This window comes from Clavibacter vidaverae, from assembly GCF_047529985.1.
GTDB classification, from domain to species: Bacteria; Actinomycetota; Actinomycetes; order Actinomycetales; family Microbacteriaceae; genus Clavibacter; species Clavibacter nebraskensis_A.
Genome location: NZ_JBLJAM010000002.1, coordinates 441,428 through 466,046, shown reverse-complemented (window position 1 = coordinate 466,046; position 24,619 = coordinate 441,428). Strand labels below are relative to the sequence as shown.

Genomic DNA, 24,619 nt, shown 5'->3' with positions numbered 1-24,619 from the left:
CGGGCACCACCCTCACGTGGCTCCCCGACAGGACGGAAGATCCATGACGTTCCCCCGCGCCCTCCCGCGCTTCCTCGCCGGCGGCCTCGCCGCCCTCGCCCTCTCCGCGGCCCTCCTCACGGCCGGGCCCGTGCCCGAGGCCCAGGCCCAGGACAACTACCGCGTGTGCGGCGTCTGGAACTCGGCAGCGTCCCCGGGCGAGATCGGCTCGGGCCTCGTCACGAAGGTCTACAAGCGCGGCGGCGACACCTGCCAGCAGAAGCTGGGCTTCATGATCTCCTACTACGGCAACGCCTGGCAGGGCTCGCACGCAGGGGACTCGTTCTACATGATCTCGTGCGAGGAGCTCGGGAAGCGCATCGGCAGCGGCGGCGACCCCTGCTACAACCTGACGACGAACGCCATCTACAAGTTCACGTCCCCCAACGACCGTCTCCACCCGGTCAGGAACCCCGTGTTCTCCTGGTGGCACATCTGATCCCGAGGTGATCCGCGCGGCCCCGCCCTCCTGGGCGGGGCCGCTTCGCGTCCGGCGTCAGCTCCCGGCGCGCTCAGCACTCGATGACGTTGACCGCGAGCCCGCCCGTGGACGTCTCCTTGTACTTGGTGGACATGTCGAGGCCCGTCTGCCGCATGGTCTCGATCACGGTGTCGAGCGAGACGAGGTGCGTGCCGTCGCCGTGCAGCGCCATGCGCGCGGCGTTCACGGCGGTCGACGCGGCGATGGCGTTCCGCTCGATGCAGGGGATCTGCACGAGCCCGCCCACGGGATCGCACGTGAGGCCGAGGTGGTGCTCCATCGCGATCTCGGCGGCGTTCTCGACCTGCCGCGGGGATCCGCCGAGCACCGCGCAGAGCGCGCCCGCTGCCATCGCGCACGCCGTGCCCACCTCGCCCTGGCAGCCGGCCTCGGCGCCCGAGATGCTGGCGTTCGCCTTCACGAGCGAGCCGATGGCGGTGGCCGTGAGCAGGAAGTCGCGGATCCCGTCGCGGTCGGCGCCCGGCACGAACCGCAGGTAGTAGGAGCCGACCGCGGGGATGATGCCGGCCGCGCCGTTCGTCGGCGCCGTGACCACGCGCCCGCCGGACGCGTTCTCCTCGTTGACCGCGAGGGCGAACGCGTGCAGCCACTCGTGGGAGGTGTCGCGCTGGCCCTCGGCGTCGATGGTCGCGAGCTGCGACGCGACCCGCGCCGCTCGCCGCCGCACGTTGAGCCCGCCCGGCAGCGTGCCCTGGCCGTCGAGGCCGGAGGCGACGCATGCGGCCATGGCGTCCCAGATGGCGTCGAGGCCGGCCACCGCGCGGCGGGATCCGTGGATCGACTCCTCGGTGTCGCGCGCGACGTCCGCGATGGAGCGCCCGGTCGACTCGGCCAGCGCGATCAGCTCGTCGGCATTGGAGAAGGAGTGGGGGAGCCCGGTGGGCAGCACGGCCGACGGCGCCTGGTCCTCGCGCAGCACGAATCCGCCGCCCACCGAGAACCACGTGCTCTCGAGCACGGTGCCGCCGTCGGCGTCGAGGGCGGCGAGGTGCATGGCGTTGGGGTGCCGGGGGAGCCGCGTGAACGGCTCGAAGGTGAGGTCGCGCCCGACCATCCGCACCGGGTGGATCCCCGCGAGCGGCACGTCGACGCCCTCGCCGAGCCCGGACCAGCGGCCGCGCACCTCGTCCGGGTCGCACGTCTCGGGCGCGAGCCCGGCCAGCCCCGCGACGACCGCGTCGGGCGTGCCGTGGCCGAGGCCGGTGGCACCGAGCGAGCCGAACAGCCGCACGGTGACGCGCGTGATCTCGGTCAGCCGGGCCGACCCCGCGCACTCCTCGGCGAACATCCGGGCCGCGCGCATGGGGCCGACGGTGTGCGAGCTCGACGGCCCGATCCCGATGGAGAAGAGGTCGAGTGCCGAGACGTACGCTGTCATCCCGCCAGACTATGCCGCGGCCTCCGCGCGGTCCGGCGCGGGGGCGCCCGCGGGGCCGGCGGACGCGCGGGCCGACCGGCGCGCGGCCCCGTACGAGCAGAGGGCGAGCCAGGTCCAGCCGACGGCGAGGCCGAGCATGGTGATCACGCCGCGCGGGAAGAAGATGTGGCTGTCGACGAACGAGACGGCCGCGACCACGGCGATCGCCGCGCCCGGCAGCGCACGCCACCCCGCGTGCCGGATGACGAGCGCGCTCGCCAGCACGGTCGCGGCGACGTAGGCCCAGACGCCCGTGACGACGATGCCGTCCGCGAGCGCGTACATGGTGGTCACGCCCTGGCCGCCCTCCATCTCCAGGGCGCCGGCCGCGATGCCCGCGAGGATGTCGAGGGCCTGGTAGCAGACGGCGTAGGCGAAGCCGAGGACGACCGCGAGGATCCCGAGGCGGCGGTCGTGGCGGCGCGTGAGGAGGATCGGCGCGATCGCGAGCAGCGGGAAGACCGGCAGCAGGGCGATGTGCATGTCGCGCCAGTGCATGGCGGTGTCGTCGGTGAGCGAGCTCGGATGCGAGAGGCCCGCGGCGGCGAGGGCCAGCGGCGGGAGCGCGACGGCGACGAGGACGGCGGCGGTGCGGGAGCGGGAGGAGGGCGGGGCGACGGCGTCGGGCATGCGGTCATCGTAGGCACGGCGGGCGGGGGATCCGCCCGGGATCAGGAGCCCGACATGCGGAGAGCCCCCGTCGCCGATCCGGTGCGGATCAGGCGGCGAGGGCTCCGTGGTGCAGGAAGGACTAGGCCTTCTTGCGGCCGACGATCGCGCCGTAGACCAGCAGGACGATGATCGAGCCGACGATGGCGAGCGCGAGCGAGCCGAGGTCGAAGCTGTCGACCGGCTTGCTGAACAGCGCGCTGCCGATCAGGCCGCCGATGAAGGCGCCGACGACACCCAGGATCAGCGTGACGATGATTCCGCCACCCTGCTTGCCCGGGAGGATCAGCTTGGCGAGCGCTCCGGCGATCAGACCCAGAACCAGAAAACCGATGATGCCCATGTGCGTTACTCCTCAAGATGACGTGCTGTGTGACACCCGAATGCGGGTGGACGTGCTCCAGTCAAGCACCCTGAGGACCATTCGTGCAAAAACGTTTAGTGGATACGTCTTTACGGGATGGGGGCCCCAGCCGTGAACGGAGGCGGGATCCGGGGCGCTCAGGAGGCCCGGGTACCGTCGGCGCATGCGCATCCCACCCGCCCGACGTCCCCGCGAGATCCCCGGCGAAGGGCAGGAGTCGGTGTGGGACTACCCGCGTCCGCCGCGCGTGGATCCGAGCGGCGAGCACGTCGTGATCGAGCTCGGCGGGCAGGTGGTCGCCGACTCCCGCGCCGCCGTGCGCGTGCTCGAGACGAGCCACCCGCCCGTCTACTACATCCCGTCCGCCGACTTCGCGGCCGGCGTCCTCTCCTCCGCGGCCGGCCGGTCGTGGTGCGAGTACAAGGGGGAGGCGTCGTACCTCTCCCTCACGGCGGGCGGCGTCACGGCCGAGCGGTCCGCCTGGTGGTACCCGTCGCCCACGCGCGGCTTCGAGGTGCTGGCCGACATGATCGCCGTGTACCCCTCGGCGATGGACCGGATCACGGTCGACGGCACCGAGGTCGAGGCGCAGGAGGGCGACTTCTACGGCGGCTGGATCACGCCGCGCGTGGTCGGCCCGTTCAAGGGCGCGCCGGGCACGCTCGGCTGGTGATCCGGGCGGGCGCCGTCGTCCGCCCGCGCGGCTCGGCTAGGCGGTCGCCTTCCGCGAGCTGATGACGCCCGTGTCGAAGCCGAGCAGGTGCAGGCCGCCGTGGAAGCGCGCGTGCTCGACCTTGACGCAGCGGTCCATGACGACCGTCAGGCCGCGGGCCTCCGCGTCCTCGGCCGCCTCCTGGTTCCAGATGCCGAGCTGCACCCAGATGACGGGCGCGCCGACGGCGACCACGTCGTCCACCACGGACGGGATGTCGCTCGCCTTGCGGAACACGTCGACGATGTCGGGCACCTCGGGCAGCGACGCGAGGTCGGGGTAGGCCTTCTGGCCGAGGATCTCGGTGGCGTTCGGGTTCACGAAGTACACGCGGTAGTCGCTCGACTGCTGGAGGTACGTGCCGACGAAGTAGCTGGAGCGCGCCGGGTTCGGCGAGGCGCCGACGATGGCGACGCTCTTCGCGCGGCGGAGGATCGCCTGGCGCTCCTTCGCGCTCGGGCCGGTCCACGTGCGCTCGCTGCGGAGGAGCGCGGCGAGCGGGCTGGAGCGGGGGATCGCGCAGGTCAGGCCGTTCTGGAGCTGTGTGGTCTGCGTGCCGTCGGCGTCCGGATCCGACACGGGCTCGACGGGCGCGGCGGCGTCCGCGCCGACGTCCTGGGCCTCGGCCGCGTCACCGGCGGCGCGGTCGGCGGCCTCCTCGGCCGGGTCGAGCGGGTCGAGGTCGGCGGCGTCCGCAGCCGGGTGGGGCGTGGATCCGGTCTGCTCGGGCGGCACCCCGCCGGTGTCGAAGCTCACTTCGCTCCCTCCGTGGCGGCGGCCAGCGCCTGGTCCAGGTCGTGGATGATGTCGGCGACGTCCTCGATCCCGACGCTGATGCGGACGATGCCGGGCAGCACGCCCGCGTCCACCAGCTGCGACTCGCTCAGCTGCGCGTGGGTCGTGGACGCGGGGTGGATGACGAGGGTCTTCGCGTCACCGATGTTGGCGAGGTGGCTCGCGAGCTCCACCGACTCGATGAAGCGCTGGCCGACCGCGCGGCCGCCCGCGACCTCGAACGTGAACACGGATCCGGGGCCCGTCGGCAGGTACTTGCGCGCCCGCTCGTGGTGCGGGTGCGCGGGGAGGCCGGCCCAGTTGACGGCGGTGATGCGCGGATCCGCATCGAGCCACTCGGCCACGGCCCGCGCGTTGTCGATGTGCGCCTGCATCCGGTACGGCAGCGTCTCGACGCCCTGCGCGAGGAGGAACGCGGAGTGCGGCGCGAGCGCGGGCCCGATGTCGCGGAGCTGCTCGGCGCGGAGGCGGGTGAGGAACGCGTACTCGCCGAAGTTGCCGGTCCAGTTGAGGCCGCCGTAGCTCGGCACGGGCTGGTCGAGGAGCGGGAACCGCGCGCTCTCCCAGTCGAAGAGGCCGGACTCGACGACCACGCCGCCGAGCGTCGTGCCGTGCCCGCCGAGGAACTTGGTGGCCGAGTGGATGACGATGTCGGCGCCCCACTCGATGGGCCGGTTGAGGTACGGGGTGGCGATGGTGGAGTCGATGACGAGCGGCACGCCGGCCGCATGGGCGACCGCGGCGAGGCCCTCGATGTCGGCGATCTCGCCTGACGGGTTCGCGACCGTCTCCGCGAAGACGAGCTTGGTGCGGTCGGTGATCGCGGCGGCGTAGTCGGCCGGGTCGCTCGACTGCACGAACGTGGTCTCGACGCCGAAGCGGCGGAGGGTCACGTCGAGCTGGGTGATGGATCCGCCGTAGAGGTTCGCGGAGGCGACGATGTGGTCGCCGGCCCCGGCCAGCGACGCGAAGGTGATGTACTGCGCGCTCAGCCCGCTGGCCGTGGCGACCGCGCCGAGGCCGCCCTCGAGGCTCGCGACGCGTTCCTCGAACGACGCGACCGTGGGGTTCGACAGGCGCGAGTAGACGTTGCCGTACTTCTGCAGCGCGAAGCGCGCGGCGGCATCGGCGGTGTCGTCGAAGACGAACGCGCTCGACTGGTAGATGGGGAGGGCGCGAGCGCCGGTGGTGGCGTCGGGGATGTTGCCCGCGTGGATCGCCCTCGTCTTGAACCCGTACTCGCGATCGACCATGTTCCTCACGCTAACCCGCGCTCCCGGGTGTCGGCCGACCGTGCGTAACACAACGACTCGTCGGCTGCGGCTTCACATGAGGCGTGGATTGCCGAGAAAGGGAGGGGGGTCTGCTGCAGTCACCCGTCATTGTGGATGAGAGATGTCGACTTCGGAATTCTGATAGCGGACATCGCCACGATACGTGCCGATCAGCGGACCTCGAGAACACGAGACATCGCTCCTGGTATCGGCGCCAAGACATTGAGCTGAACAGCAGGCATTGTGGCTTCGTCGACATAAATGCGCGACTCGTACGTCTAATCGATGTAGGCCAGTAGTCGGGCATGGCACATGAAAGCAATTTGATCAGAACGTGGGCTCCTCCCATACCGTAATTGATCGGACATCTTCAACTTCTTCTGGCTGAGCTGACTCAAACGGATCTCCGCGCCCCACGGCGGAGTCCTTTGGGTCGATTTTGCGAGGGGAGTTTCGATCAAGGGTGAGCTTTTCCACCTTTTCCACGAAATTCGGCTCCTGCATGGCAGAGGCGAGCCCGCGCAATCCGAGGGCCCCAGTCCCTCCAACATTTATAGTCCGCGTTCTAAACGTGCGGGCGAGTGTTATTTTTGGAGCCACTTCGATGGCTCGCACCACGATTTTTACTACTTTGATGTCACCTAGTGGTTCGTTTGTGTCTGGATCTGTAATGCCGACAGCACCAGGATCCAGTATCGCAAAATACATTCCCACCTGCACTCCGTGGTCCGCGCCGCGGTTGAGAATAACTTCGCGATCGCTTACCACCTCCGCCACTTTTCCGCGTAGTCGCGTCTCGGAATCCTCGCCGGCTCCCGTGCCTCGGGCCTTCGAGCTAGCACCTGTGTTGTCGTCACTCATTTTGACTCTCCTTTGCCAGCATTTCGAAGGCCCGTTGCCCCTCGTCTCGAAGGCGATTAACTTCTTTCAAGGCGCCTGGGGCGACGGCATCCCACTCGGCCATCGCCGAATATATAGATGAATTGATTGATTTCAAACGATCTTGGGCGTCAACTAGTCCTAGCGTGAGCCGCGTATTTCTTGTGTTCGCTTGCGCTAGCTGTGTGATTAGTACCTGGGTGTTGTCGACATCCTGTGCAATGTGCAGTAATCCGCGTACGGCGCTTGCTCCATTGGGTGATAGATCACGCTCGCGCGGTGTGGTTTGAAAGAGAGCACTTAGAGTGGCTCCCAGGATGCCCGCCACACCGATCCCAGCACCTGCCCAGCCATTTGAAGGCGTGACGGAGATGCCGAGCCCGATCAGGGCAACTGCCACTAGGCAGCCCCACCACACCTTAGGTCCAAGGACAAGCTCGGTCCGTGCGAAGCGCAACACCGGACGCCGATCTGTCATAGCCAGAGCCTAGTGGCCCAGCACGTGTGGACGGGGTGGTGATACGAACCCCGTTCCGGCCTCCTTCGGGGGGGCAAAGGCGAGCGCGGGCGAGCGTGTTATGTATGCGGCCGCTGGACCGCAGCAGCGGAGGCCTGCTTCGCTGGGCAGGCTCGGCCAGGCTGACGAACAGCAGCCCGAGCTGCTTCAAGCTCATAAAGCCTGGAGAGTCAGCGTCGCTAACGGCAGCGACTTGGCCTGAAGAGCCCGCCAGGCCCTCTCGAATACACAGTCATTACACGCTTCAGCGTTTATTGGGCTGTCTGCTTGCCGCGATAGCAGCTGGAACCGGTACTCGAGCGGCCGGCGTTCACAGGCCGACGGGTCAGGACAGCCGCACCGCCGCGAGCGCGAGGCCCGCGATGAGCGCCCAGGAGAGGAGGCCGGCGGCGAGCGCGGATCCGCCCTGGCCGACGAGCTCGCGGAGGCGCACCGCGGATCCGAGCGCGACCAGCGCCACCGCGAGCAGCGCCGTCTGCGCGACCTGCGCGGCGTCGAGCACGCCCTCGGGCAGCGGCACGAAGGTGCGGATCAGCACGGCGGCGAGGAAGCCGAGCACGAACAGCGGCACGATCGGCGGACGCGCGGCGCCCTCGATCCGGCCCTCGCGGCGGCGCATCACGACGCCCGCGACGGCGACCACGGGCGCGAGCAGGAGCACGCGCGTGAGCTTCACGGCGATCGCGATGGTGAGGGCGGCGGATCCCGCGATCTGCGCGGTCGCGACCACCTGCCCCACGTCGTGCACGCCCGCGCCCACCCAGTGGCCGAAGGCGACGTCGTCGAGGCCGAGCGGCCCGGCGAGCGGCGGCAGCACGGCGATCGCGAGGGTGCCGCAGAGCGTGACGAGCGCGACGGGCGCGCCCTGGTCGGCGGGCTTGGCGCGCGTGACCCCCGCCATCGCGCCGATCGCGCTCGCGCCGCAGATGGAGAAGCCGGTCGCGAGGAGGAGCGGCTGCTGGCCGGGCATCCGGAGCGCGCGGGCGATGGCGTAGGTGCCCGCGAACGACAGGACCACGACGGCGACCACGAGCAGCACGGCCCGCCAGCCGAGGCCGACGATGTCGGAGAGGCCGAGCTGCAGGCCGAGGAGCACCACGCCGATCCGCATCAGCCGCTTCGACGCGAGCGTGAGGCCGGGCTTGAGCGGGCCGGTGAGCGCGGGGCGTGCGGCGGGGATCTGCGCGGCGAGGATGCCGAGCGCGACCGCGACGGTGAGCAGCGGGATCGCCGGGACGAGCGCGTGCACGGCCCACGCGACGAGCGCCGCGGCGGCCGCGGCGCCGAGGCCGGGGAGCGCGGGGTGGACGCGCGCCGCGGTGGCGGGCATCAGATCCAGCCCGAGGGGATCCACGCGTGCAGCCGCCAGAACCACGTCGGCACGAGCTGCCCCGTCCAGAGCGGGTAGAAGAACACGCTGACGAGCGCGCACACCACGAGCACCACGGCGACGATCACGAGGCCGCGCGTGCGTCGGCCGCGCGGGTCCCCGCGGTCGCCGAGGATCAACCCCAGCACCATCGCGAGGCTGAGGAGGAGGTACGGCTCGAAGGCGATCGAGTAGAACTGGAAGACCGTGCGGTTCACGTAGAGCAGCCACGGCAGGTAGCCGACGACCATGCCCATGAGCACGAGGCCCACGCGCCACTCGCGGCGGGCGGCGAGCCGGTAGACGAGGTAGAGCATCGCGGCGACCGAGAGCCACCAGATGATCGGGTTCGCGATGGACGTGATCGACGCCGAGCACGCGTCGACCGTGCAGCCCGCCTCGCCGTATCCGTAGCCCTCGTAGTAGAACTGCGTCGGCCGGTAGAGCAGGAGCCAGAGGCGCGGATCCGCCCGGTACGGGTGCGTCACGTCGAGGCCGACGTTGAACGCGTACTGCTGGGCGAGGTAGTGCCACAGGCTCTGGATCGGCAGCGGCACCCACGCGAGAGAGCCCTGCCACGCGTTCGCGCCCTCGGCGGCCCAGTTCCGGAAGTACCCGTTCGAGGTCGCGAACCAGCCCGCGTAGGAGGCGAGGAACGCGGCGATCGCGGGCGGCACGAGGAGGAGGAACGAGATCGGGCCCTGGACCGCGGCGCCCGCCGTGAACCACGCGGCGAGCCCGTGTCGGCGGCGCAGCAGCATGTCGGTGAGCACCACGTAGAGGCCGAAGCCCGCGAGGAAGAAGACGCCCGACCACTTGACCGACGAGGTCGCGCCGAACGCGACGCCCGCCGCGATGAGCCACGGGCGCCACAGCACGACGGGGCCGAACTCCAGCGGGCGCGCGTCGTCGGGGCGGGCGTCGCGGCGGAGGGCGAGGAGCCGTTCGAACCGGCGCTCGTGCCAGGTGCGATCGAGGAGGATCGCGCCGAAGCCGAGCAGGCCGAAGAACATGACGTGCGTGTCGAGGAGCGCGACGCGGCTCATGACGATGGCGTGGCCGTCGATCGCGAAGAGGAAGCCGGCGATCGCGGCGACGACCCCGGATCCGGTGAGGCGGCGGGCGATGAGCATGAGCAGCACGACCGCGAGCGTGCCGACGACGGCCGTCGCGATGCGCCAGCCGGCCGGATCCGCCGCGCCGAAGACCGCGAGGCCCAGCGCGATGATCCACTTGCCGAGCGGCGGATGCGCCACGAACGCGGGCGCCTGGAGGTAGCCGTCGGTCTGGCCCGCGATGAAGTCGGGGTTCGGGTCGTTCGGCCACGAGCCCTCGTAGCCGAGGTGGAGGAGGGTCCAGGCGTCCTTCACGTAGAAGGTCTCGTCGAAGATCAGGGTCGCGGGGTGGCCGAGGCTCTGGATGCGGAGGACCGCGGCGAGCAGCGTGATGGCGATGGGCGCGCCCCAGTGCCAGGCGCGGCGGCGGGCGGGCGTGGAGACGAGGCGGGCCCCGACGTCGTCGAGGCGGGATCCGCGGGCCGTGACCGCGCGCTCGTCGGCGCGCTGCGACATGCGCGTGGGGGCGGCGGATCCGGGATCCTGGACCTCGGCCGGACGGGCGTCGTGGTCGCCGTGCTCGGCGGGGCGGTGGGGCATGTCGGGCACGGCTCATCATCGCATGCACGTGCGTGCGCGCCCGGGCCGCGGACGCTCCGCGGGCGGCGCCCGTCGGGACCCCGTGAGGTTCCCCGCGGGAGCCGTAGGGGTCCCGTGAGCGCGCTCGCGCGGGACGCCGCGCGGCGGGTGGACTGGGCGCATGCCCTTCCCGTGCCGCGTGCCCCCGGTCCCCGTCCGCCTCCGACCCGTGCCCGCGGGCGCGACGGGGGTGCGGCGATGAGCGTCCTCGCGCCGGCGGTCGCGCCGGCCCGCGCGCCGCGCCTCCCGGAGGGCGCCGCGCCCGTCGCCGCGCTCGATGACGTCGTGGTCGCGGGGGTGTCCATGCGCCGGCTCGTGGAGGTGTGCGGCACCCCGTGCGTCCACTCGGGCGAGGCGGGGGAGATCCGCGGGGGCGGCGAGGCGGCCGGATGCGGCGCGCTCGTCGTCGTGGCGGTGACGGCCGTCCTCGCGGGGGCCGACGGGGAGCGCGTCGTGTGCGTCGACGGGCACCTCGACGGCGTGGACGCGCGTTGGGCGGAGGCGCGCGTCCTCGGGCGGGGTCCCGGGCTCGGCCGCGCGGCGTGCGTCGTCGCGGGCGGCGCGGCGGCGGATCCGGGCGCGGTCGCGCTCCCGGTCGACCTCGCGGTCGGCGACCTCGTCGTCGTGCCGTGCGGGGGAGCGCCGGCGCTGCACGACGTCCGGCTCAGCGGGCGGCCGGTGGGGACGGGACGCGTGCGGGGCGGACGCGGCGCGGGGGAGCGCCGCGTCCCGCCGCGTCGCCGGAGGAGGCGCTGACATGCGGACGCCGGTCGCGGACCCGTCCGCAGGCTCCATCCGCCCGCGCACGCCGCGCGTCGCCTTCGCGGGCGACGCGCTCCCGGTGCTCGCCGACCTCCGCGCGGCCCTCGGGGAGCCGGAGGTCGCGGATCCGCGTCCCGTCCGGGCCCTCGTGGTCGGCGTCGACGCGGCGGCCCCCGGGATCCGCGGGGTGCACGCCGCCGCCCGGTCCCTGCGCGCCGTGAGCGTGCCCGAGCACCTGACGCAGCTGCGGCACCTCGTGGTCGTGGTGGGCGGGCGCATCGGCGCGATCCGGCCCGACCTCCGCGCGCTCGACGCCTGGGTCGTCCGCGCGCACGCCGACCTCGAGCGCACGCGCGCGGCCGACGTCGCCGTGACGGGGATCCTCGCGTCCGGCTGCGTCACGCCCCGCCTGCTCACGAACCGGGTCGTCGACCTGGTGCGGCACCCGATCGCCGCGCCGCGCATCGCGGTGGAGTGGGCGGACATCCGCGACCGGCGGATCCGCGACCTCGCCCTCGAGGCGTGGTGCTGATCCGCCGGCGCGCGGCGGGGGACCGCTAGCTCTCGGCGTCCTCCTCGTCGGCCTCCGGCTCCTCGTCGAGCAGCAGGAACAGGCCCGCGTAGGGCTCGAGCTGCACGGGGAAGCTGGACAGGTCGTCGACCGTGCCGACCTCCTCGCCCGTGGTGGCGTCGCGGACGGCGCGCCGGGTGGGCAGGTGCTCGGAGCGCACGGTCGCGAGGATCGACTCGCCCGTGAAGTTGAGCACCGTCAGCTGGAGGCGGGCGTCGGCCTCCGGGTCGCCGTTGTCGAGGCGGTGCACCATGACGAGCATGCCGGGGTGGCCGACGTCCGGGACGTCGACCTGCGTGCCGACCGCCACGTCGAAGCGCTCGCGCACCTCGAGCACGCCGCGGAGGCCCGAGACGAACGACGCGGGGTCGTCGACCTGGGCCGGCAGCGATCCGTAGAGCGAGCGTCCGCGCGGCATGCCGGATCCGGAGGTGGTCGCCTCGGGCGCCGCGTCGAGCAGGTCGTGGCCGCCGCGGTGCACCCAGCGGGTGTCGCCGCCCTCGATGAGGTCGGCCACCTGCGACGCGTGCAGCGGCAGCACGCCGAGCAGGTCCCAGGCGGAGAGCGCGAAGACGCCCGGCTGCCACGCGTTGAACTTGGCGAGCAGGAGGTGCGCGGCGCGGATCCCGTCGACGTCGCCATCGCCGATCGCGTCGAGGGTGGTGAAGCCCTGCGCGGCCGCGATGACGGACGCCGTCGTGCAGGCGATGCCGTTCGTGGTGAACACGTGGTTGTAGTCGGCGCTCTCGCCCGTGAGCTCCTCGAGGAGGTCGCCGCGGATCGTGACGGCGAGGTCCGCGCCGGTCACCTCGTCGCCCCGGAACGGGAACACGTCGGCGCAGTGCTCGGTCGCCCAGTGCACGAGCTCGTAGGTGAGCTCGTCGTGGTTCTGCAGCGCGTGCACGAGGGTGACGGGCTCCACGCCGACCTCGAGCGAGGTGCGGAGCGTGAGTCGCAGGAACTCGGTGTCGCCGGTCGCGAGCGCGTGCTGGTACGCGGGGCGGTTGATGAAGTCGTAGGAGAGGTCGGCGCCGACGCGGCCGGTGTCGCGGATGTCCTCCATCGTGAGGTTCAGCTCCTGGAAGGAGAACCCGCCGACCTTGCGCACCATGCTCGCGATGAGGTGGTTCGCGGCCTCCGAGAGCGGGTGGCCCTCGGACCAGGCCGGACCCTCGACGCTCTTCTCCACGCCGAGGAAGCCGTTCGCGTCGAGCCGCAGCGCGCTCGCGCCGAGGTCGCCGAGCGAGTGCAGCGCGTCGCCGATGACCATGCGCATGCCCGCGAACGTGGGGTCGAGCCAGTTGATGGAGGGCTGGCCCTGCTTGAAGTAGTGCAGGTAGACCCAGCGGCGCGTGCGGCCGTCGACGCCGAGCACGGGCGCGGTGGCGCTCCAGTTGGTCTCCTTGACGCCGGGCGCGTAGAAGATCACGCGCTGCAGGCGGCCGATGATGTAGCCCTGGTCGGCGAGCGCCTGCTCGGCGGCCACGTCGAGGTTCACGGCGTCGCGGCCCGGCAGCACGTCGGGCAGCAGGTTCCAGTCCTCCTCGGGGATCTCGACCATGTGGTAGATCCCGGGGAAGTCCTTGTAGCCCATCTCCGCGAGGCGGAAGTCGGCGCCCTTGCCGGTGTGGCCGGGCACGATGTCGTCGATGACGCTGCCGCCGTGCTGGTCGGCGACCTCGGTGAGGCGGCGGAACTCGTCCTCCGTGCCGAACGCGGAGTCGATCTGGGTGCTGATGCGGTCGAAGTGGCCGTCGACGCTCGCGGTCTGCGACCACTCGGTGATGCCACCGGCGAGCTTCACGGGCCCGGTGTGCACGGCCTCGATGCCGATCGACTGGAAGATCTGCCACAGCTGCGGGTCGCCGAGCGCGCCGAGGTAGGACTCGCCGTCCTTCGTGATGAGCGAGATCGGGTACGCGGTGAACCAGACCGACGCGGTGTCGATGGCGCGGCGGGCGTCCGGCCGCGCGTACGGGTTCGACCACATGCTGGGCGAGCCGGAGAGGCCGCGGCTCAGCACGTCGGCGTCGCCGAGCATCGCCTGGCGGCGGAGCCACTCCACGTAGGAGGGGTTCGACGCGTCGGCGGCGCGCGGGTCGTGCGACGAGCGGCGGATCCCGCTGGCGCGCAGCTGGGGACGCGAACGGAGCCGGGCAGGTCGCGCCGGGAAGCGGTCCTCGTCGTACGTGATCTCCGTGGGCTCCGGCTCGGGGATCGCGTTCGTCTCGATGGCGTCGTCCACTGGTGCTCCTCGGGGTGGTGGTGCGTGGCGCCCGATCCGAACGCCGCCGGCCCCTCGGGGGCCGCTCCCACGAGCGTACGCAGGATGCGGCGGCGCCGTGCGGGGTGGCGGGGCGTCCGGGCGCGCCGCGGGCGGGATGCACCCGCGGTCGCCCCGGGGATCCGGGTGCGGACCTGCGGGGTCGAGCGGTCTCGGTCCCGTGGAGGCAGCCGCCTCAGCCCGGGACGGGCAGGAAGAGGTACAGGGGGAAGCCCGTCCACAGCGCCGGCAGCGAGACGACGGCGAACACGGCGTCCGCCACGAGGACGGCGATGGTGGCGCCCCTCCGCCCCTGCCGCAGCGACAGGGCGATGATCGCGAACACGAGGCTCACCAGCGCCAGGGCCTCGAGGGGGACCCAGGCGAGGAGGAAGAGGGGGTACAGGATCATCAGGCCGCTTCCGTCGAGGAGGTACGGGATCCACATGACGCACCAGAGCAGCGCGTAGGCGCCGAGGGCCACGATGCCGGTGACGAGGGAGACGTCCGCCCACCTGTCCTGCCGCGCCGGTGCGTGGATCACCATGTCGTCCCGTCCCTTCCGAGGTTCGCTCCACGGTAGGCCCGACGGCGCGCGGGGACCGGGACGCCCGCGCGGACGGGGGCGCCCGACCGCCGCCACCCGAGCGCGCCGTGCCAGCATGGATCCGTGCCCGTCGTCGAGTCCCGCCGCATCGTCCCCGTGGAGCCCGCCGTGGCGTTCGCGATCTCGCAGACCCAGGGGGAGATCCGGAAGCGGTGGGATCCCTTCATCGCGCACCAGCACCTCATGGGCGGCGCGACCGAGCCCGCCAAGGGCGTCCGCACGTTCACCGTCTCGCGCCTCGGCCTCAGCATGGTGAGCGAGTACGTCTCGCACCAGCCGCCGTCGAACGTGGGCATGAGGATGACGCAGGGGTCGTGGTTCTTCGCGCGCATGGGCGGCGGCTGGCGGTTCGCGCCCGTCGAGGGCGAGCCGCGGCAGACGCTCGCGATCTGGCGCTACAACTTCGCGTGCCGGCCCGCGTGGCTCGCGCCCGTCGCCGAGCGCATCGGGGCGTGGATCCTGCAGCGCGACATGGACCGCCGCATCGACGGCTACGCGCGCGGCTGCGCGGACCCGGTCGTGCTGGCGGCGGTGGGCGCGGGCGCGCCCGCGGCGGGCTGACGCGTGTTCCTGCGGAGCCGGGCCCGGTGGCGCGCGACGCTGGGGCTGTGGATCCTGGGGATCGCCCTGTGCGTGATCTCGGTCCTCGGGCTCACGGGCGCCTTCGGCGAGATCAGCAGCGCCGGGCGCTTCGACACCATCGTCCTGTTCGGCGTGCCCCTCGGACTCCTCTCGATCGGCTGCGGGATCGCGAACTGGATCCGCGGCTGGAGCGACCCGGGCGACCAGGAGGTCGACGACCCCGCGCTCGTGGGCGATCGGGCCGGCCTGCACGACGAGGGGGCTCCCGGCTCCGGCGCCACGGGCCCCGACCGCCCGGCCCCGGATGGGATGATCGACCGGTGATCATCCTCGGCGCGACCCCCATCGGCAACCTGGGCGACGCGTCGCGGCGGCTCGTGGAGGCGCTCACCTCAGCCACGGTGATCGCGGCCGAGGACACCCGCACGACCATCCGCCTGCTCACGGCGCTCGGCGTCGAGAACCGGCCGCGCCTCATCGCGCTGCACGACCACAACGAGCAGGAGCGCTCCGCCGACCTCGTCGAGCTGGCGCGCGAGACCGACGTGCTCGTGCTCTCCGACGCCGGCATGCCCGCGATCTCCGACCCCGGCTTCCACCTGGTGGAGGCGGCCGCCGCGGCGGGCGTCCGCGTCACCGTGATCCCCGGCCCGAGCGCCGTGCTCAGCGCGCTCGCCGTCTCCGGCCTCCCCACCGACCGCTTCACGTTCGAGGGCTTCCTCCCGCGCAAGGGCGGCGACCGGCGCCGCGTGCTCCGCGATCTGGTGCGCGAGCGCCGCACCATGGTCTTCTTCGAGTCGCCGAACCGGCTGCAGGCGTCGCTCGAGGACGTCGTCGCCGAGTGGGGTCCGGATCGCCGGCTCGTCGTGTGCCGGGAGCTGACGAAGCTCTACGAGGAGGTGCGCCGCGGATCCGCCGCCGAGCTCGCCGCCTGGGCCGCCGAGGGCGTGCGCGGCGAGATCGTCGTGGTCGCGGAGGGCGCCGCGGCGCTCGAGGTCGACCTCGCCACGGGCGTGACCCAAGTGCTCGAGCTCGTGGCCGACGGCGCGCGCCTCAAGGACGCGGCCGGCACCATCGCCGAGGCGACCGGCCTCGGCAAGCGCGACCTGTACCAGGCGGCGCTCCAGGCGCGGTGACCTCCGGGGCCTAGCCCAGCGGATCCTGCGCGCGGCGCTCGCGGAACGCGACCATGTTCATCCGGTTGCCGCAGCGCACGCTGCAGAAGCGCTTCGAGCCGTTGCGCGAGAGGTCGACGAGCACGCCGTCGCAGTCGTCGGCCGCGCAGACGCGCAGGCGGTCGGTGGCGTCGGAGCGCACGACGTCGACGAGGGCCATGGCGGCCTCCACGAGGATCCGGTCGGCGAGCGGCGCGTCGTCGGGCGTCGCGTGCAGGTGCCAGTCGAGGGCGTCGTGCCGGACGAGCCGCGGCGAGGCGCGGTGGCGGGCGAGCAGCTCGTTGACGGGACCCACCATGGCGTCGCGGTCGAGGCCCCAGATCTCCCGCAGGCGGGCGCGGGCGCGGTGCACCTCGCGGAGCTCGCGCTCGTCGCGGTCGAAGCGGCCGGAGAAGCCGCTGCGGGTCATCAGGTTGGCGAGCTGCTCGGGTGTCGCCAGCAGGTCGTCGCCGGAGCGGGTGGCGCGCGGGGCCGTGTTGAGGATCACCGCGTCGAACGTGAGCACGTCCTCGGTGTCAGGGGCGAAAAGCAAGTTGACTCCTTATCCGCGACCAGTCTAACGTCAGGACCGTAGGCCGCATGGCCCCTGACGAGACGAGCTGACCATGGAACGACGCCACCTCACCAGCGGACTGGTCCTCGCGATCGTCGCCGCCGCGTCCTTCGGGTTGTCGGGCGCGTTCGTCAAGCCGCTGCTCGAGTCGGGCTGGAGCCCCGTCGCCGCGGTCGCGCTGCGGGCGCTCATCGGCGGCGTGGTGCTCGCGCCCGTCGCGCTCGCGCAGCTGCGCGGCGACCTGCGGCCCGTCCTCCGGGCCTGGCGCCGCGTGCTCGGCATGGCGCTCGTGGGCGTGGCCGGCGCGCAGGCCATGTACTTCGCGGCCATCGAGCGGATCCCCGTCGGCACGGCGATCCTCATCGAGTTCATGGCGCCGCTGCTGCTCGTCGCGATGGCGTGGGCGATGACCCGGCGGCGGCCCGCGGTGCCGGTGCTCCTCGGATCCGTCGCGGCGGCGGGCGGGCTCGCGCTCGTGGTGGCGCCGTCGGGCGGCGGGGCGCTGGATCCCGTGGGCGTGCTGCTCGCGCTCGGCGCGATGGTGGGCTGCGCGGGCTACTTCGCGATCGCGGCCCGGGGTGCGGACGGACTGCCGCCGGTGGCGCTCGCCGCGGCGGGGCTGCTCGTCGCGGCCGTCGTGCTGGGGCTGGTGGGGATCACGGGGATCCTGCCGTTCACGGGGTCGGTCGCCGACGTGACCGTGCTCGGGAACGTCGTGCCGTGGTGGGTGCCCATGCTCGTGGTGGGCGTGGTCGCGACCGCACTCGCGTACGGGGCGGGGATCACGGGGAGCGCGATGCTCGGATCCCGCCTCGCGTCCTTCGTGGGCCTGCTCGAGGTGGCGGCCGCCGGCGCCTGGGCGTGGCTGCTGCTCGGCGAGGAGCTGACGGCGCTGCAGCTCGTGGGCGGCGTGCTGATCGTCGCCGGCATCGTGGCCGTGCGGTTCGACGCGCGGGCGGATGCGCTGCCGGCTGCCGCGGAGGTCGCGACCGGGGCGGGGTCCGCGGATCCCGCGCTACGGGGCCGGTGACTCGGCCGCGTCCACCGGCTCGAGGTGGCGCAGCACGCGCTTGAGGTGCATGGCGGTGAGCACGCCCGGGCCCATCGCCTGGCCGAGCTCCTGGGCGCGACGGTCGACCGCCTCCACGAGCAGGCGCACCCTCCGGGCCGCCTCGCCCATCGCGCGGTGGCGCTCGGGGGAGTCCGGGTCCTCGAGGTCGAGCACGCCCGCGACCGCGTGGCACGCGTCGCGGATGGGCGCGGTGATCTCGTGGTCGAGGCCCAGGGCGCCCGGCTGCTGCCAGATCGTGTCGGCGAGCGCCGCCGAGACGTCGCGGACGTGGAAGACGATCTGGTCCATCGCCTCGAGCCGCGCGTGGTCGATGCGCACGTCCCGCTTGTTCACGAGCGCGCGCGGGTTGCCCTTGCGGCTCTCGTCGGCCTCGCGGAGGTCGACGCGCACGGCCCGGGCGGTGCCGGCGAGGTCCTCGCTGGCGCGGATCCAGGCGGCGTGCTCGGGCGGCGACTCGGACTCGACGGCGTCGCCCACCTCGCGCAGCCGTTGGGCGACTTCGCGCTGGAACGCGCTGATGCGCGCGCTCGCCGCGCCGCTGGAGAGCTGCGGCGCGATGAGCACGTTGATGACGAGGCCCGTGACGACGCCGACCCCCATCTGGACGAGGTAGCCGAGCGAGTAGGTGTCGGCGTCCTGGCCGCCGATGATGAGCACGAACAGCGCCGCCATCGGCACGTACTCGCGGCCCGCGCCGAACCAGCCGGAGCCGGAGAGGACCACGCCGATGCCGACGATCACGGGGATCGACCACCACGAGGGGCCGGTCGTCATGATCACCGCGGTGGCGAGGACGATGCCGGCCGCGAGCCCGAGGAGCGTCTGCAGGCCCGTGCGCGCGGATCCCATGAGGGTCGGGTACATGCTCACGAGCGCGCCGAGCGGCGCGTAGTAGGGGTACTCGTTGGCGACGCCGGGCACGTACGGCGCGACGGCCCAGGCGATGCCGACCGCGAGCGCGGTCTTCGCGGCGAGGAGGAGGCGGTCGGGGGAGACGGCCGCGTGCCAGGCGCGCGCGACCTCGTGACGTGCCCTGTCCATCCTCATGTCCTGAGGCTAGCGACGCGGGGAGCGCGCGACCGCATCGGCCGTCGCGCGCTCCCGTGGGGATCAGGCCCGGGTGGCCTCGATCACCATGTCGTCCCGGGACGGGCTGCCGTCCGGGCGCTGGAGGCACGTGATGACGACGAGGCGGCCGGGGGTGTCCGCCCAGACCTCGGCGTCGTCGGGGAGGGCGCCCTTCGGCACGGCACGGCTGGAGCCCACCGCGTAGTCGACGCCCGCGACCTCGATCCGCGCGCCCGCGGCGATGCGCGCGGTGCCGGAGCCGGGATCGATGAGGAGGTCGCCCGGGCCGACGCCCCCGCCGCGGACCGAGTGCATCACGACGAACACCGTGCCCGTCGCCGCGTCCTCGGGCGCGACCCCGAGGTCGCGCACGCGGTAGGCGGAGGCGAAGCCCGGGGGATCCACGACGCCGCCGACCACGTCGACCCCGCCGAGCGGCACGTCGAGCCCGACCGACGGCGCCAGGAGGCGGCCGAGGCCGGAGTCCACGGACGTGTCGGGGGATCCGTCCGCGCTCGCCGCGGACGCGGACGCGGGCACGTCGGCCTGGACGGGGGCGCCCGCGAGGTCGCGCGGGGCGTCCGCCGCGGGCAGGGCGCCCACGGCCATCAGCGTGCCGACGACGACGGCCGCGGATGCGACGACGACCCCGGCGGCGGCGAGGAGCCGCCGCCGGGTCGCCCGGGGATCGGTCGTCACCGCTGGCGCTGCGCGACGCGACGGCGCACGGCCGCCCGGCCCGCGAGCGCGGCGAGGCCCGCGAGGCCGAGGGCGGCCAGCGCGACGCCCGGCCACGGGTCGGACGCGACGGAGGTGCCGCCCGTCGCGACCGCGGGGCCCGCGTGGCGCGCGCCGGTCGCGGTGGCCGTGACCGAGGCGACGGCCGAGTCGCTCACCGTGATGGTCGCGGGATCCGTGACCGCCCGGCCCTGCGCGTCGACGAGCGTCAGCGTGTGCGCGCCCGGGTCGGTGCCCACGGGGATCGTGACGGTGCCCGACGCGGTGCCGTCGGAGGCCGCGGTGACGGATCCGACGTCGGTCGGCGTCGAGTGGAGGACCACACGGTAGGCGGCGCCCGGGGTGAGCCCCGCCGCGCGGAACGCGACGGTGCCTCCCGCGGCGGGCGCGGATCCGCCCGGCAGCGCGATCTCCGCGAGCCCGGCCGTGACGCGGTACGTGCGCGTCGTGCGCCCGTCCGCCGCGGTCACCGTGACGGTGACGGTGCGGCCGTCGATGGCGACGGACGAGGTGGCGGATCCGTCCGCGGTGGTCACCCGGACGTCGCCGGCCGTGAGGGCGGGGAGGCCGACGGGCACGACGGCGCCCGCGGATCCGGCCGCGTCGCCGAGCGGCACGGTCACGCCGCCGACGGTGATGGAGGCCGCGGACGCGTCGTCCGAGACGAGGAACTCCGCGCGCAGGGCCCGCATCTCCTGGTCGTCCACGCCGAGGGTCGTGCGGATGTAGGAGTCCATGCCGGCGTAGCGCGACGCGATGCCCGCCTCGAACGTGCCCTGGAGGAGCGCGGGCTTCGCCCAGTCGACGCCGAGCTGCGTGTTCGAGAGCAGGTAGTCGTGGAGGATGTCGGAGCTGCCGACGCCGAGGATCCGGTCGAGCAGGTCGACGACGGTGCCCGTGCGGTCCATGCCGTGCGAGCAGTGGATGAGGATCGTGCCGTTCCCGGTGTGCGATGCGATGGCCTGCAGCACCTGGCGGTAGGCGCTGATCATGACGCCCGGGTGGGCGGCGTCGACGTGGCCCTTGTCGATGAGGTCCTGGTACATGACCGTGTCGTCCGGGTAGTCGCCGTCGGCGCCGAAGAGGGAGATGGCGACGGTCTTCGCGCCGGGGATCGGCACGTCGGGCTTCTTCTGGATCTGGCCGGGCGTGCGCAGGTCGATCACGAGGTCGACGTGGTGCGCGGTCGCGAGCGTCGCGGCGCCGGCCGCGGTGATCTTGTCGAGCGACTCGGTGCGGATCAGGCGGCTCGCGTCGACCGTGCGCCCGTCGAGGCCGGTGAAGGCGCCCAGCTCGCGGCCGTTGACGAGGCCGGGCACGTCGGTGATGAGGTGGTCGCTCGCCGTGGGGGCCGGCTGGAGCGCGGGGTCGGCGGCGGCGTGCGCGGGCGCGCCGATGCCGACGGAGAGCACCACCGCGACGGCCGCCGCGGTGAGGGCGCCGATGCGCGCGGGGGCGGCACGGCGGGCAGGGGGGATCGTCACGTTCGTCCTTCTGTGATGGGGATGCGCGCGGGGTCGCGCAGGCCGGCGCGCGCAGGCGCGCGGGAGTTCGGCATCAGGATCATGGGGCGCGGCGCGGCCCCGTGCGTGAACGGGATGTTCTGCTTCCGTGAACAGACGGGATGCGGGCCGATCGCCCTCCTCGCGGGCCGTCCGAGCGCGGCCGGTCGCCGAGCCGCGGCGACCGCCGCATGCGTACGCTCGCCCCATGACCGACATCGCCTGGACCTCCGGCACCTGGACCACCGCTCCCGCGCACGTCGAGGTCGCCGACGACGGCATGCGCGTCACGGCCGTCGAGGGCAGCGACGCCTGGCGCACCACCTCCTACGGCTTCGTGCACGACACGGAGCACGCCCTCCTCGCGCCGCTCGACCAGGACACGGCCGTGGAGGTGTCGTTCCGCCTCGACCTCTCCGCCCAGTTCGACCAGGCCGGCGTCTTCGTGAAGGTCGACGACAGCACGTGGACCAAGGCCGGCGTCGAGCGCAGCGACGGCCAGGACGGCCTCGGTGCGGTCGTCACCCGCGGCATGTCCGACTGGTCGCTGGCGCCCGTCCCCGACTGGCGCGGCCGGGTCGTCACGATCCGTGCGAGCCGCTCCGGCGACGCGCTGACGGTCCGCGCCCGGGTCGACGACGAGCCGTGGCGCCTCGTGCGGGTGTCGCCGCTGGATCCCGACGCCGCCGTGACCGCGGGCCCCATGTGCTGCGCGCCGACGCGCGCCGGCTTCACCGTCCACTTCACGGCGTGGAGGATCGGGCCGGCGGACGCTGGTCTGCACCCTGGCGACTAGCCGGTCCGTCCGCGTCAGCGGGTGGATGCGCGTCGTCCCTCAAGCCCGCACGCTGTGACCATGAGGCCCGATCGAGCCCGCGAGCGTGCGGGGTTCGGCCGCATTCGTCATCGGTTCGGTGGGGATCCTGGCCGCTGCTGTCGTCTCCGGAGCCGTGATCGTCATCCAGAGCACCGTGCGCTCGGCTCTCTTGGTGGATTCGCTTCCGACGGAGAACACCGTCCGCACCGTGGAGTCGGGGGCTGCTGAGGACGGGACGCTCATGGGCCTGGCGATCATCATCGCGTGTGCCGCTCTGACCACCGTGCTGCTCATCGCCGCCTCACGGCGCCGCGCCCGGTCCAGGATCTGACTTCGCTCATCGTCGGCGATGTACGCGAGGGGATCACCTGCCGGACGCTTCACATACGGGAGTCAGCTTCCTCGGCCGAGTCGTGCGTCAAGGTCGCACTACCCTCGGGGCATGAGACGTGAGCAGCCCGATGCTGAACTGCCCTTCGGGTTCTTCCTCATCGGCGGCGCGCTCCTGCTCCTCGGTTCGCCCTTCATGCTGTTCTCCCGGTTCCCGCCGTCCTCGTCGACGGAGCCTTGGCAGCTCGCCGCTCTGCTCTTCGCGGTCGGGGCGCTGCTGGTCGGCCTCGGCTGGGACCTGCGTCGCCGGAACGGGCCTCCCTTCTAGTACCGAGGGAGACGAGAGCGCCGTGGATGCCGGCCGCGTGTCCGGCGACCGGCCCCAACGGGAACGCATCACCGGGCTCGAACTGGGGCCTCGCGGCGGCGGATCGGAGTGGCCAGGCTGATCGCATGAGGACTTCACGGGCGGCTCTGATCGCGATCATCGCCGCTGCATCGCTCAGCGGCTGCGCAGCCGGAGGCGTCGCCACGGGCCCGGCACCGGATGCCCCGATGTCCTCAGGTCGTCCGGTGGGCGAGCTGACGACGCGGTCGATGGTCATCGACCACGGCGACGGCCCCGAGCTCTGCGTGGGCGGCGTCGGCGAATCCCTTCCGCCCTCCTGCGGCGGACCCGACATCATCGGGTGGGACTGGGCCGAGGTCGAGGGGGAGGAGAGCCGGTCGGGCGCCACATGGGGCGACTACGAGGTCTTCGGCACCTTCGACGGCACCTCCTTCACCCTCACGCGCCCGCCGGAGTCCTACGATCCCCACGCCGCGTCCTCCGCGACGCCGCTCCCCGAGCCCACCCCGGGTGACCCCGCGGACGCGGAGGCCGTCGCCCGCGCCGTGGAGGACTACTCGAGCAGGATGGGTTCGCTCGACGGTCCGCTCAGCGTCGGCGAATACCGGGGACGCGCGTCGGTCACCGTCATCTACGACGACGATGGTCGCCAGCAGGCCGAAGCGGATGCGGCGTACGGCGAGGGCGTCGTCGAGGTCTGGTCGACGCTGCGACCCGCCTCCGGCGACTAGACCATCGAGACCGTCCGGGAAGGGATCCCCACCGGGACGATCCTCGGGGCGACGCGGATGCGCCCGCCGACCTCAGGGAGCTGGCGCGGTCGTGACCGTCACGGGGAGCTCGATGTCGATCGCATCTCCACCGTGCGAGCGCAGAGCGACGACGGCGGGGCCGATGGGCAGGTCCGAGGGGAGGTCGAAGGACTCGTCGACCGTGGCCCGCTCTCCTCTCGGCGTCGGGCGGCCGAGCAGCATCTCCTCGCCGCTCGCGGAGGGAGTGATGAGGACGGTGACATCCGACGCGGCTCGGCTGGTGCCTCCCGTGTCCTCGCACGTCTCCCAGATGAAGTCCGCACTGACCCGCACGGACCCTCCGGGTCGCAGGGTCGAGTCGTGGAGATCGAGCGTCTTGACAGCGCAGGATCCGCCCGAACCCGACCCTCCGCCAGCGCAACCGCTGAGGCTGGACACGATGGTGGCCGCGACGACGACCGACATCAGAGCTGGTGTTCGCGACCGCCGCATGCGGGCCAGTGAAGCACGGCGCACTGCTCCTCGCACCACGAGCGCGTCGAACGTCACCCACCTGCTCGTGCATGTGCCGCCAGCTTCGCGCGCCTCGCTCATGGGGTGGCCGCGATCGCCCTGCGCGCCCTGTCGCGTGGATGTCGGGTCGATGTCGGGTCGATGTCGTGGCCCGCCAGGACGCCCTTCCCTACCGTGGAGACCATGAACGAGACACGCATCGTCGACCTCCGCACGCAGCGAGGGTGGACCCAGGAACGACTCGCCGAGACCAGCGGCATCACCGTCAGGACGGTGCAACGGCTCGAAGCCGGCAACGACGCCAGCCTCGACACCCTCACCCGCGTCGCCAAAGCGCTCGAGGTCCCCGTGCGCGACCTCTTCACCACCGTCGACGAGAGCGACTTCGGACGCGCCGTCACCGCCCTCGACACCCGAGCCGCGCGACAGCAGGAACGCCGCGACACGATCACCGACGGACTCGAAGCTCTCTACTACGGCATCGGCGCGCTGTTCACGATCGCCGTCATCGTCGGCATCCACTCGGACACGTTCTCCAACCTCGCGATCTACCTCATCCCCGCGTACTGGATCGCGGGATGGCTGCTCTCGGTGTTCCTGTTCCTCGTCATCCTCAGCCCACGCCTGGACCGCCGCTACCCGCTGTCGCGCGACCGCAAGGAGCGGGCACCCGACGGTCGGACCTGAGCCGAGGACGACGGACCACGCGGCGCCACGTGTCCTGACAGGGGATC

Annotated in this window: 29 protein-coding genes; 13 read left to right on the top strand and 16 right to left on the bottom strand. The window is 72.7% G+C overall.

Going from position 1 to position 24,619, the window contains the following annotated elements; translation table 11 throughout:
* Window positions 1-43 precede the first annotated feature (43 nt).
* Window positions 44-478, top strand: coding sequence for a hypothetical protein (locus ACMT9T_RS14945; RefSeq protein ID WP_414746290.1), 435 nt, complete (start codon window positions 44-46; stop codon window positions 476-478).
* Between the two features lie 73 nt (window positions 479-551).
* Here the strand turns inward: ACMT9T_RS14945 and ACMT9T_RS14940 are convergent, their stop codons facing one another.
* From ACMT9T_RS14940 to ACMT9T_RS14930, 3 genes are all read right to left on the bottom strand, one after another.
* The gene (locus ACMT9T_RS14940) at window positions 552-1,919 is read right to left on the bottom strand and encodes an L-serine ammonia-lyase (RefSeq protein ID WP_414746289.1); all 1,368 of its coding nucleotides are present in this window, start codon (window positions 1,917-1,919) and stop codon (window positions 552-554) included.
* A 9-nt stretch (window positions 1,920-1,928) separates the two neighbouring features.
* A complete protein-coding gene (locus ACMT9T_RS14935; protein ID WP_414746288.1) occupies window positions 1,929-2,588 on the bottom strand; it encodes a hypothetical protein in 660 nt (219 codons plus the stop codon).
* A 121-nt stretch (window positions 2,589-2,709) separates the two neighbouring features.
* Window positions 2,710-2,970, bottom strand: coding sequence for a GlsB/YeaQ/YmgE family stress response membrane protein (locus ACMT9T_RS14930; protein WP_414746287.1), 261 nt, complete (start codon window positions 2,968-2,970; stop codon window positions 2,710-2,712).
* Window positions 2,971-3,154: 184 nt separating this feature from the next.
* Here ACMT9T_RS14930 and ACMT9T_RS14925 point away from each other — a divergent pair, with 184 nt between their 5' ends.
* Complete coding sequence (locus ACMT9T_RS14925; protein WP_414746286.1) at window positions 3,155-3,664, top strand: DUF427 domain-containing protein; 510 nt, start codon at window positions 3,155-3,157, stop codon at window positions 3,662-3,664.
* Between the two features lie 36 nt (window positions 3,665-3,700).
* Here ACMT9T_RS14925 and ACMT9T_RS14920 read toward each other — a convergent pair whose 3' ends face one another.
* The 6 genes from ACMT9T_RS14920 to ACMT9T_RS14895 form a co-directional block, all read right to left on the bottom strand.
* Window positions 3,701-4,231, bottom strand: coding sequence for a CoA-binding protein (locus ACMT9T_RS14920; protein WP_414746410.1), 531 nt, complete (start codon window positions 4,229-4,231; stop codon window positions 3,701-3,703).
* Between the two features lie 224 nt (window positions 4,232-4,455).
* Entirely contained in the window at window positions 4,456-5,751 is a 1,296-nt protein-coding gene (locus ACMT9T_RS14915) for an O-acetylhomoserine aminocarboxypropyltransferase/cysteine synthase family protein (RefSeq protein WP_246929624.1), read from the bottom strand.
* Between the two features lie 348 nt (window positions 5,752-6,099).
* Complete coding sequence (locus ACMT9T_RS14910; RefSeq protein WP_414746285.1) at window positions 6,100-6,633, bottom strand: hypothetical protein; 534 nt, start codon at window positions 6,631-6,633, stop codon at window positions 6,100-6,102.
* The gene (locus ACMT9T_RS14905) at window positions 6,626-7,129 is read right to left on the bottom strand and encodes a hypothetical protein (protein ID WP_414746284.1); all 504 of its coding nucleotides are present in this window, start codon (window positions 7,127-7,129) and stop codon (window positions 6,626-6,628) included. The genes ACMT9T_RS14910 and ACMT9T_RS14905 overlap by 8 nt, the downstream gene beginning before the upstream one ends.
* A gap of 364 nt (window positions 7,130-7,493) precedes the next feature.
* Entirely contained in the window at window positions 7,494-8,498 is a 1,005-nt protein-coding gene (locus tag ACMT9T_RS14900; protein ID WP_414746283.1) for a YeiH family protein, read from the bottom strand.
* Window positions 8,498-10,192 (bottom strand): dolichyl-phosphate-mannose--protein mannosyltransferase, encoded by a 1,695-nt coding sequence (locus ACMT9T_RS14895; protein WP_414746409.1) that lies wholly within the window; start codon window positions 10,190-10,192, stop codon window positions 8,498-8,500. The genes ACMT9T_RS14900 and ACMT9T_RS14895 overlap by 1 nt, the downstream gene beginning before the upstream one ends.
* A gap of 237 nt (window positions 10,193-10,429) precedes the next feature.
* Here ACMT9T_RS14895 and ACMT9T_RS14890 point away from each other — a divergent pair, with 237 nt between their 5' ends.
* Complete coding sequence (locus tag ACMT9T_RS14890; RefSeq protein WP_414746282.1) at window positions 10,430-10,987, top strand: hypothetical protein; 558 nt, start codon at window positions 10,430-10,432, stop codon at window positions 10,985-10,987.
* Between the two features lies 1 nt (window position 10,988).
* Window positions 10,989-11,525 (top strand): hypothetical protein, encoded by a 537-nt coding sequence (locus ACMT9T_RS14885; RefSeq protein WP_414746281.1) that lies wholly within the window; start codon window positions 10,989-10,991, stop codon window positions 11,523-11,525.
* Between the two features lie 25 nt (window positions 11,526-11,550).
* Here the strand turns inward: ACMT9T_RS14885 and treS are convergent, their stop codons facing one another.
* Both treS and ACMT9T_RS14875 read right to left on the bottom strand, forming a co-directional pair.
* Entirely contained in the window at window positions 11,551-13,809 is a 2,259-nt protein-coding gene (gene treS, locus ACMT9T_RS14880; RefSeq protein ID WP_414746280.1) for a maltose alpha-D-glucosyltransferase, read from the bottom strand.
* Between the two features lie 214 nt (window positions 13,810-14,023).
* Window positions 14,024-14,374, bottom strand: coding sequence for a hypothetical protein (locus ACMT9T_RS14875; RefSeq protein WP_414746279.1), 351 nt, complete (start codon window positions 14,372-14,374; stop codon window positions 14,024-14,026).
* Window positions 14,375-14,497: 123 nt separating this feature from the next.
* On the opposite strand from ACMT9T_RS14875, the gene ACMT9T_RS14870 reads away from it, so the two are divergent.
* The 3 genes from ACMT9T_RS14870 to rsmI are packed head-to-tail and all read left to right on the top strand — an operon-like array spanning window position 14,498 to window position 16,152.
* A complete protein-coding gene (locus ACMT9T_RS14870) occupies window positions 14,498-14,995 on the top strand; it encodes an SRPBCC family protein (protein WP_414746278.1) in 498 nt (165 codons plus the stop codon).
* A 3-nt stretch (window positions 14,996-14,998) separates the two neighbouring features.
* Complete coding sequence (locus tag ACMT9T_RS14865; RefSeq protein WP_414746277.1) at window positions 14,999-15,340, top strand: hypothetical protein; 342 nt, start codon at window positions 14,999-15,001, stop codon at window positions 15,338-15,340.
* Window positions 15,337-16,152 (top strand): 16S rRNA (cytidine(1402)-2'-O)-methyltransferase, encoded by an 816-nt coding sequence (rsmI, locus tag ACMT9T_RS14860; protein ID WP_414746276.1) that lies wholly within the window; start codon window positions 15,337-15,339, stop codon window positions 16,150-16,152. The genes ACMT9T_RS14865 and rsmI overlap by 4 nt, the downstream gene beginning before the upstream one ends.
* Before the next feature lie 10 nt (window positions 16,153-16,162).
* On the opposite strand, the gene ACMT9T_RS14855 is transcribed toward rsmI, so the two are convergent.
* Window positions 16,163-16,723, bottom strand: coding sequence for a CGNR zinc finger domain-containing protein (locus ACMT9T_RS14855; RefSeq protein WP_414746275.1), 561 nt, complete (start codon window positions 16,721-16,723; stop codon window positions 16,163-16,165).
* Between the two features lie 73 nt (window positions 16,724-16,796).
* Between ACMT9T_RS14855 and ACMT9T_RS14850 the strand changes: the two genes are divergently transcribed.
* The gene (locus tag ACMT9T_RS14850; RefSeq protein WP_414746274.1) at window positions 16,797-17,774 is read left to right on the top strand and encodes an EamA family transporter; all 978 of its coding nucleotides are present in this window, start codon (window positions 16,797-16,799) and stop codon (window positions 17,772-17,774) included.
* On the opposite strand, the gene ACMT9T_RS14845 is transcribed toward ACMT9T_RS14850, so the two are convergent.
* From ACMT9T_RS14845 to ACMT9T_RS14835, 3 genes are all read right to left on the bottom strand, one after another.
* The gene (locus tag ACMT9T_RS14845; protein ID WP_414746273.1) at window positions 17,760-18,857 is read right to left on the bottom strand and encodes an FUSC family protein; all 1,098 of its coding nucleotides are present in this window, start codon (window positions 18,855-18,857) and stop codon (window positions 17,760-17,762) included. The two genes, ACMT9T_RS14850 and ACMT9T_RS14845, sit on opposite strands and share 15 nt — an antisense overlap.
* 69 nt (window positions 18,858-18,926) lie before the next feature.
* Window positions 18,927-19,583 (bottom strand): sortase family protein, encoded by a 657-nt coding sequence (locus tag ACMT9T_RS14840; RefSeq protein ID WP_414746272.1) that lies wholly within the window; start codon window positions 19,581-19,583, stop codon window positions 18,927-18,929.
* Window positions 19,580-21,106 (bottom strand): tyrosine-protein phosphatase, encoded by a 1,527-nt coding sequence (locus ACMT9T_RS14835; RefSeq protein ID WP_414746271.1) that lies wholly within the window; start codon window positions 21,104-21,106, stop codon window positions 19,580-19,582. The genes ACMT9T_RS14840 and ACMT9T_RS14835 overlap by 4 nt, the downstream gene beginning before the upstream one ends.
* Window positions 21,107-21,332: 226 nt before the next feature.
* Here ACMT9T_RS14835 and ACMT9T_RS14830 point away from each other — a divergent pair, with 226 nt between their 5' ends.
* From ACMT9T_RS14830 to ACMT9T_RS14815, 4 genes are all read left to right on the top strand, one after another.
* Window positions 21,333-21,920, top strand: a complete 588-nt coding sequence (locus ACMT9T_RS14830; RefSeq protein ID WP_414746270.1) for a DUF1349 domain-containing protein — start codon at window positions 21,333-21,335, stop codon at window positions 21,918-21,920.
* Window positions 21,921-22,074: 154 nt separating this feature from the next.
* Window positions 22,075-22,272, top strand: a complete 198-nt coding sequence (locus ACMT9T_RS14825; RefSeq protein WP_414746269.1) for a hypothetical protein — start codon at window positions 22,075-22,077, stop codon at window positions 22,270-22,272.
* A 111-nt stretch (window positions 22,273-22,383) separates the two neighbouring features.
* Window positions 22,384-22,599: a hypothetical protein gene (locus tag ACMT9T_RS14820; RefSeq protein ID WP_414746268.1), complete on the top strand. Its 216-nt coding sequence runs from the start codon at window positions 22,384-22,386 to the stop codon at window positions 22,597-22,599.
* Between the two features lie 227 nt (window positions 22,600-22,826).
* On the top strand, window positions 22,827-23,351 hold the full coding sequence (locus tag ACMT9T_RS14815) for a hypothetical protein (RefSeq protein ID WP_414746267.1): 525 nt from the start codon (window positions 22,827-22,829) through the stop codon (window positions 23,349-23,351).
* 72 nt (window positions 23,352-23,423) lie between these two features.
* Here the strand turns inward: ACMT9T_RS14815 and ACMT9T_RS14810 are convergent, their stop codons facing one another.
* Complete coding sequence (locus ACMT9T_RS14810) at window positions 23,424-23,921, bottom strand: hypothetical protein (RefSeq protein WP_414746266.1); 498 nt, start codon at window positions 23,919-23,921, stop codon at window positions 23,424-23,426.
* Window positions 23,922-24,068: 147 nt separating this feature from the next.
* Here ACMT9T_RS14810 and ACMT9T_RS14805 point away from each other — a divergent pair, with 147 nt between their 5' ends.
* Complete coding sequence (locus tag ACMT9T_RS14805; RefSeq protein ID WP_414746265.1) at window positions 24,069-24,572, top strand: helix-turn-helix domain-containing protein; 504 nt, start codon at window positions 24,069-24,071, stop codon at window positions 24,570-24,572.
* The last annotated feature ends 47 nt before the right edge of the window (window positions 24,573-24,619 follow it).

Excerpts from the sequence above, each read along its gene's own strand:
- ACMT9T_RS14820 (WP_414746268.1), top strand. The coding sequence starts at position 22,384 with ATGAGACGTGAGCAGCCCGATGCTGAACTGCCCTTCGGGTTCTTCCTC.
- ACMT9T_RS14900 (WP_414746283.1), bottom strand. The coding sequence starts at position 8,498 with ATGCCCGCCACCGCGGCGCGCGTCCACCCCGCGCTCCCCGGCCTCGGC.
- ACMT9T_RS14895 (WP_414746409.1), bottom strand. The coding sequence starts at position 10,192 with ATGCCCCACCGCCCCGCCGAGCACGGCGACCACGACGCCCGTCCGGCC.
- ACMT9T_RS14875 (WP_414746279.1), bottom strand. The coding sequence starts at position 14,374 with ATGGTGATCCACGCACCGGCGCGGCAGGACAGGTGGGCGGACGTCTCC.
- ACMT9T_RS14890 (WP_414746282.1), top strand. The coding sequence starts at position 10,430 with ATGAGCGTCCTCGCGCCGGCGGTCGCGCCGGCCCGCGCGCCGCGCCTC.
- ACMT9T_RS14925 (WP_414746286.1), top strand. The coding sequence starts at position 3,155 with ATGCGCATCCCACCCGCCCGACGTCCCCGCGAGATCCCCGGCGAAGGG.
- ACMT9T_RS14935 (WP_414746288.1), bottom strand. The coding sequence starts at position 2,588 with ATGCCCGACGCCGTCGCCCCGCCCTCCTCCCGCTCCCGCACCGCCGCC.
- ACMT9T_RS14915 (WP_246929624.1), bottom strand. The coding sequence starts at position 5,751 with ATGGTCGATCGCGAGTACGGGTTCAAGACGAGGGCGATCCACGCGGGC.
- ACMT9T_RS14805 (WP_414746265.1), top strand. The coding sequence starts at position 24,069 with ATGAACGAGACACGCATCGTCGACCTCCGCACGCAGCGAGGGTGGACC.
- ACMT9T_RS14830 (WP_414746270.1), top strand. The coding sequence starts at position 21,333 with ATGACCGACATCGCCTGGACCTCCGGCACCTGGACCACCGCTCCCGCG.
- ACMT9T_RS14885 (WP_414746281.1), top strand. The coding sequence starts at position 10,989 with ATGCGGACGCCGGTCGCGGACCCGTCCGCAGGCTCCATCCGCCCGCGC.
- ACMT9T_RS14850 (WP_414746274.1), top strand. The coding sequence starts at position 16,797 with ATGGAACGACGCCACCTCACCAGCGGACTGGTCCTCGCGATCGTCGCC.
- ACMT9T_RS14910 (WP_414746285.1), bottom strand. The coding sequence starts at position 6,633 with ATGAGTGACGACAACACAGGTGCTAGCTCGAAGGCCCGAGGCACGGGA.
- ACMT9T_RS14940 (WP_414746289.1), bottom strand. The coding sequence starts at position 1,919 with ATGACAGCGTACGTCTCGGCACTCGACCTCTTCTCCATCGGGATCGGG.
- ACMT9T_RS14815 (WP_414746267.1), top strand. The coding sequence starts at position 22,827 with ATGTCCTCAGGTCGTCCGGTGGGCGAGCTGACGACGCGGTCGATGGTC.
- ACMT9T_RS14905 (WP_414746284.1), bottom strand. The coding sequence starts at position 7,129 with ATGACAGATCGGCGTCCGGTGTTGCGCTTCGCACGGACCGAGCTTGTC.
- ACMT9T_RS14945 (WP_414746290.1), top strand. The coding sequence starts at position 44 with ATGACGTTCCCCCGCGCCCTCCCGCGCTTCCTCGCCGGCGGCCTCGCC.
- ACMT9T_RS14845 (WP_414746273.1), bottom strand. The coding sequence starts at position 18,857 with ATGGACAGGGCACGTCACGAGGTCGCGCGCGCCTGGCACGCGGCCGTC.
- ACMT9T_RS14930 (WP_414746287.1), bottom strand. The coding sequence starts at position 2,970 with ATGGGCATCATCGGTTTTCTGGTTCTGGGTCTGATCGCCGGAGCGCTC.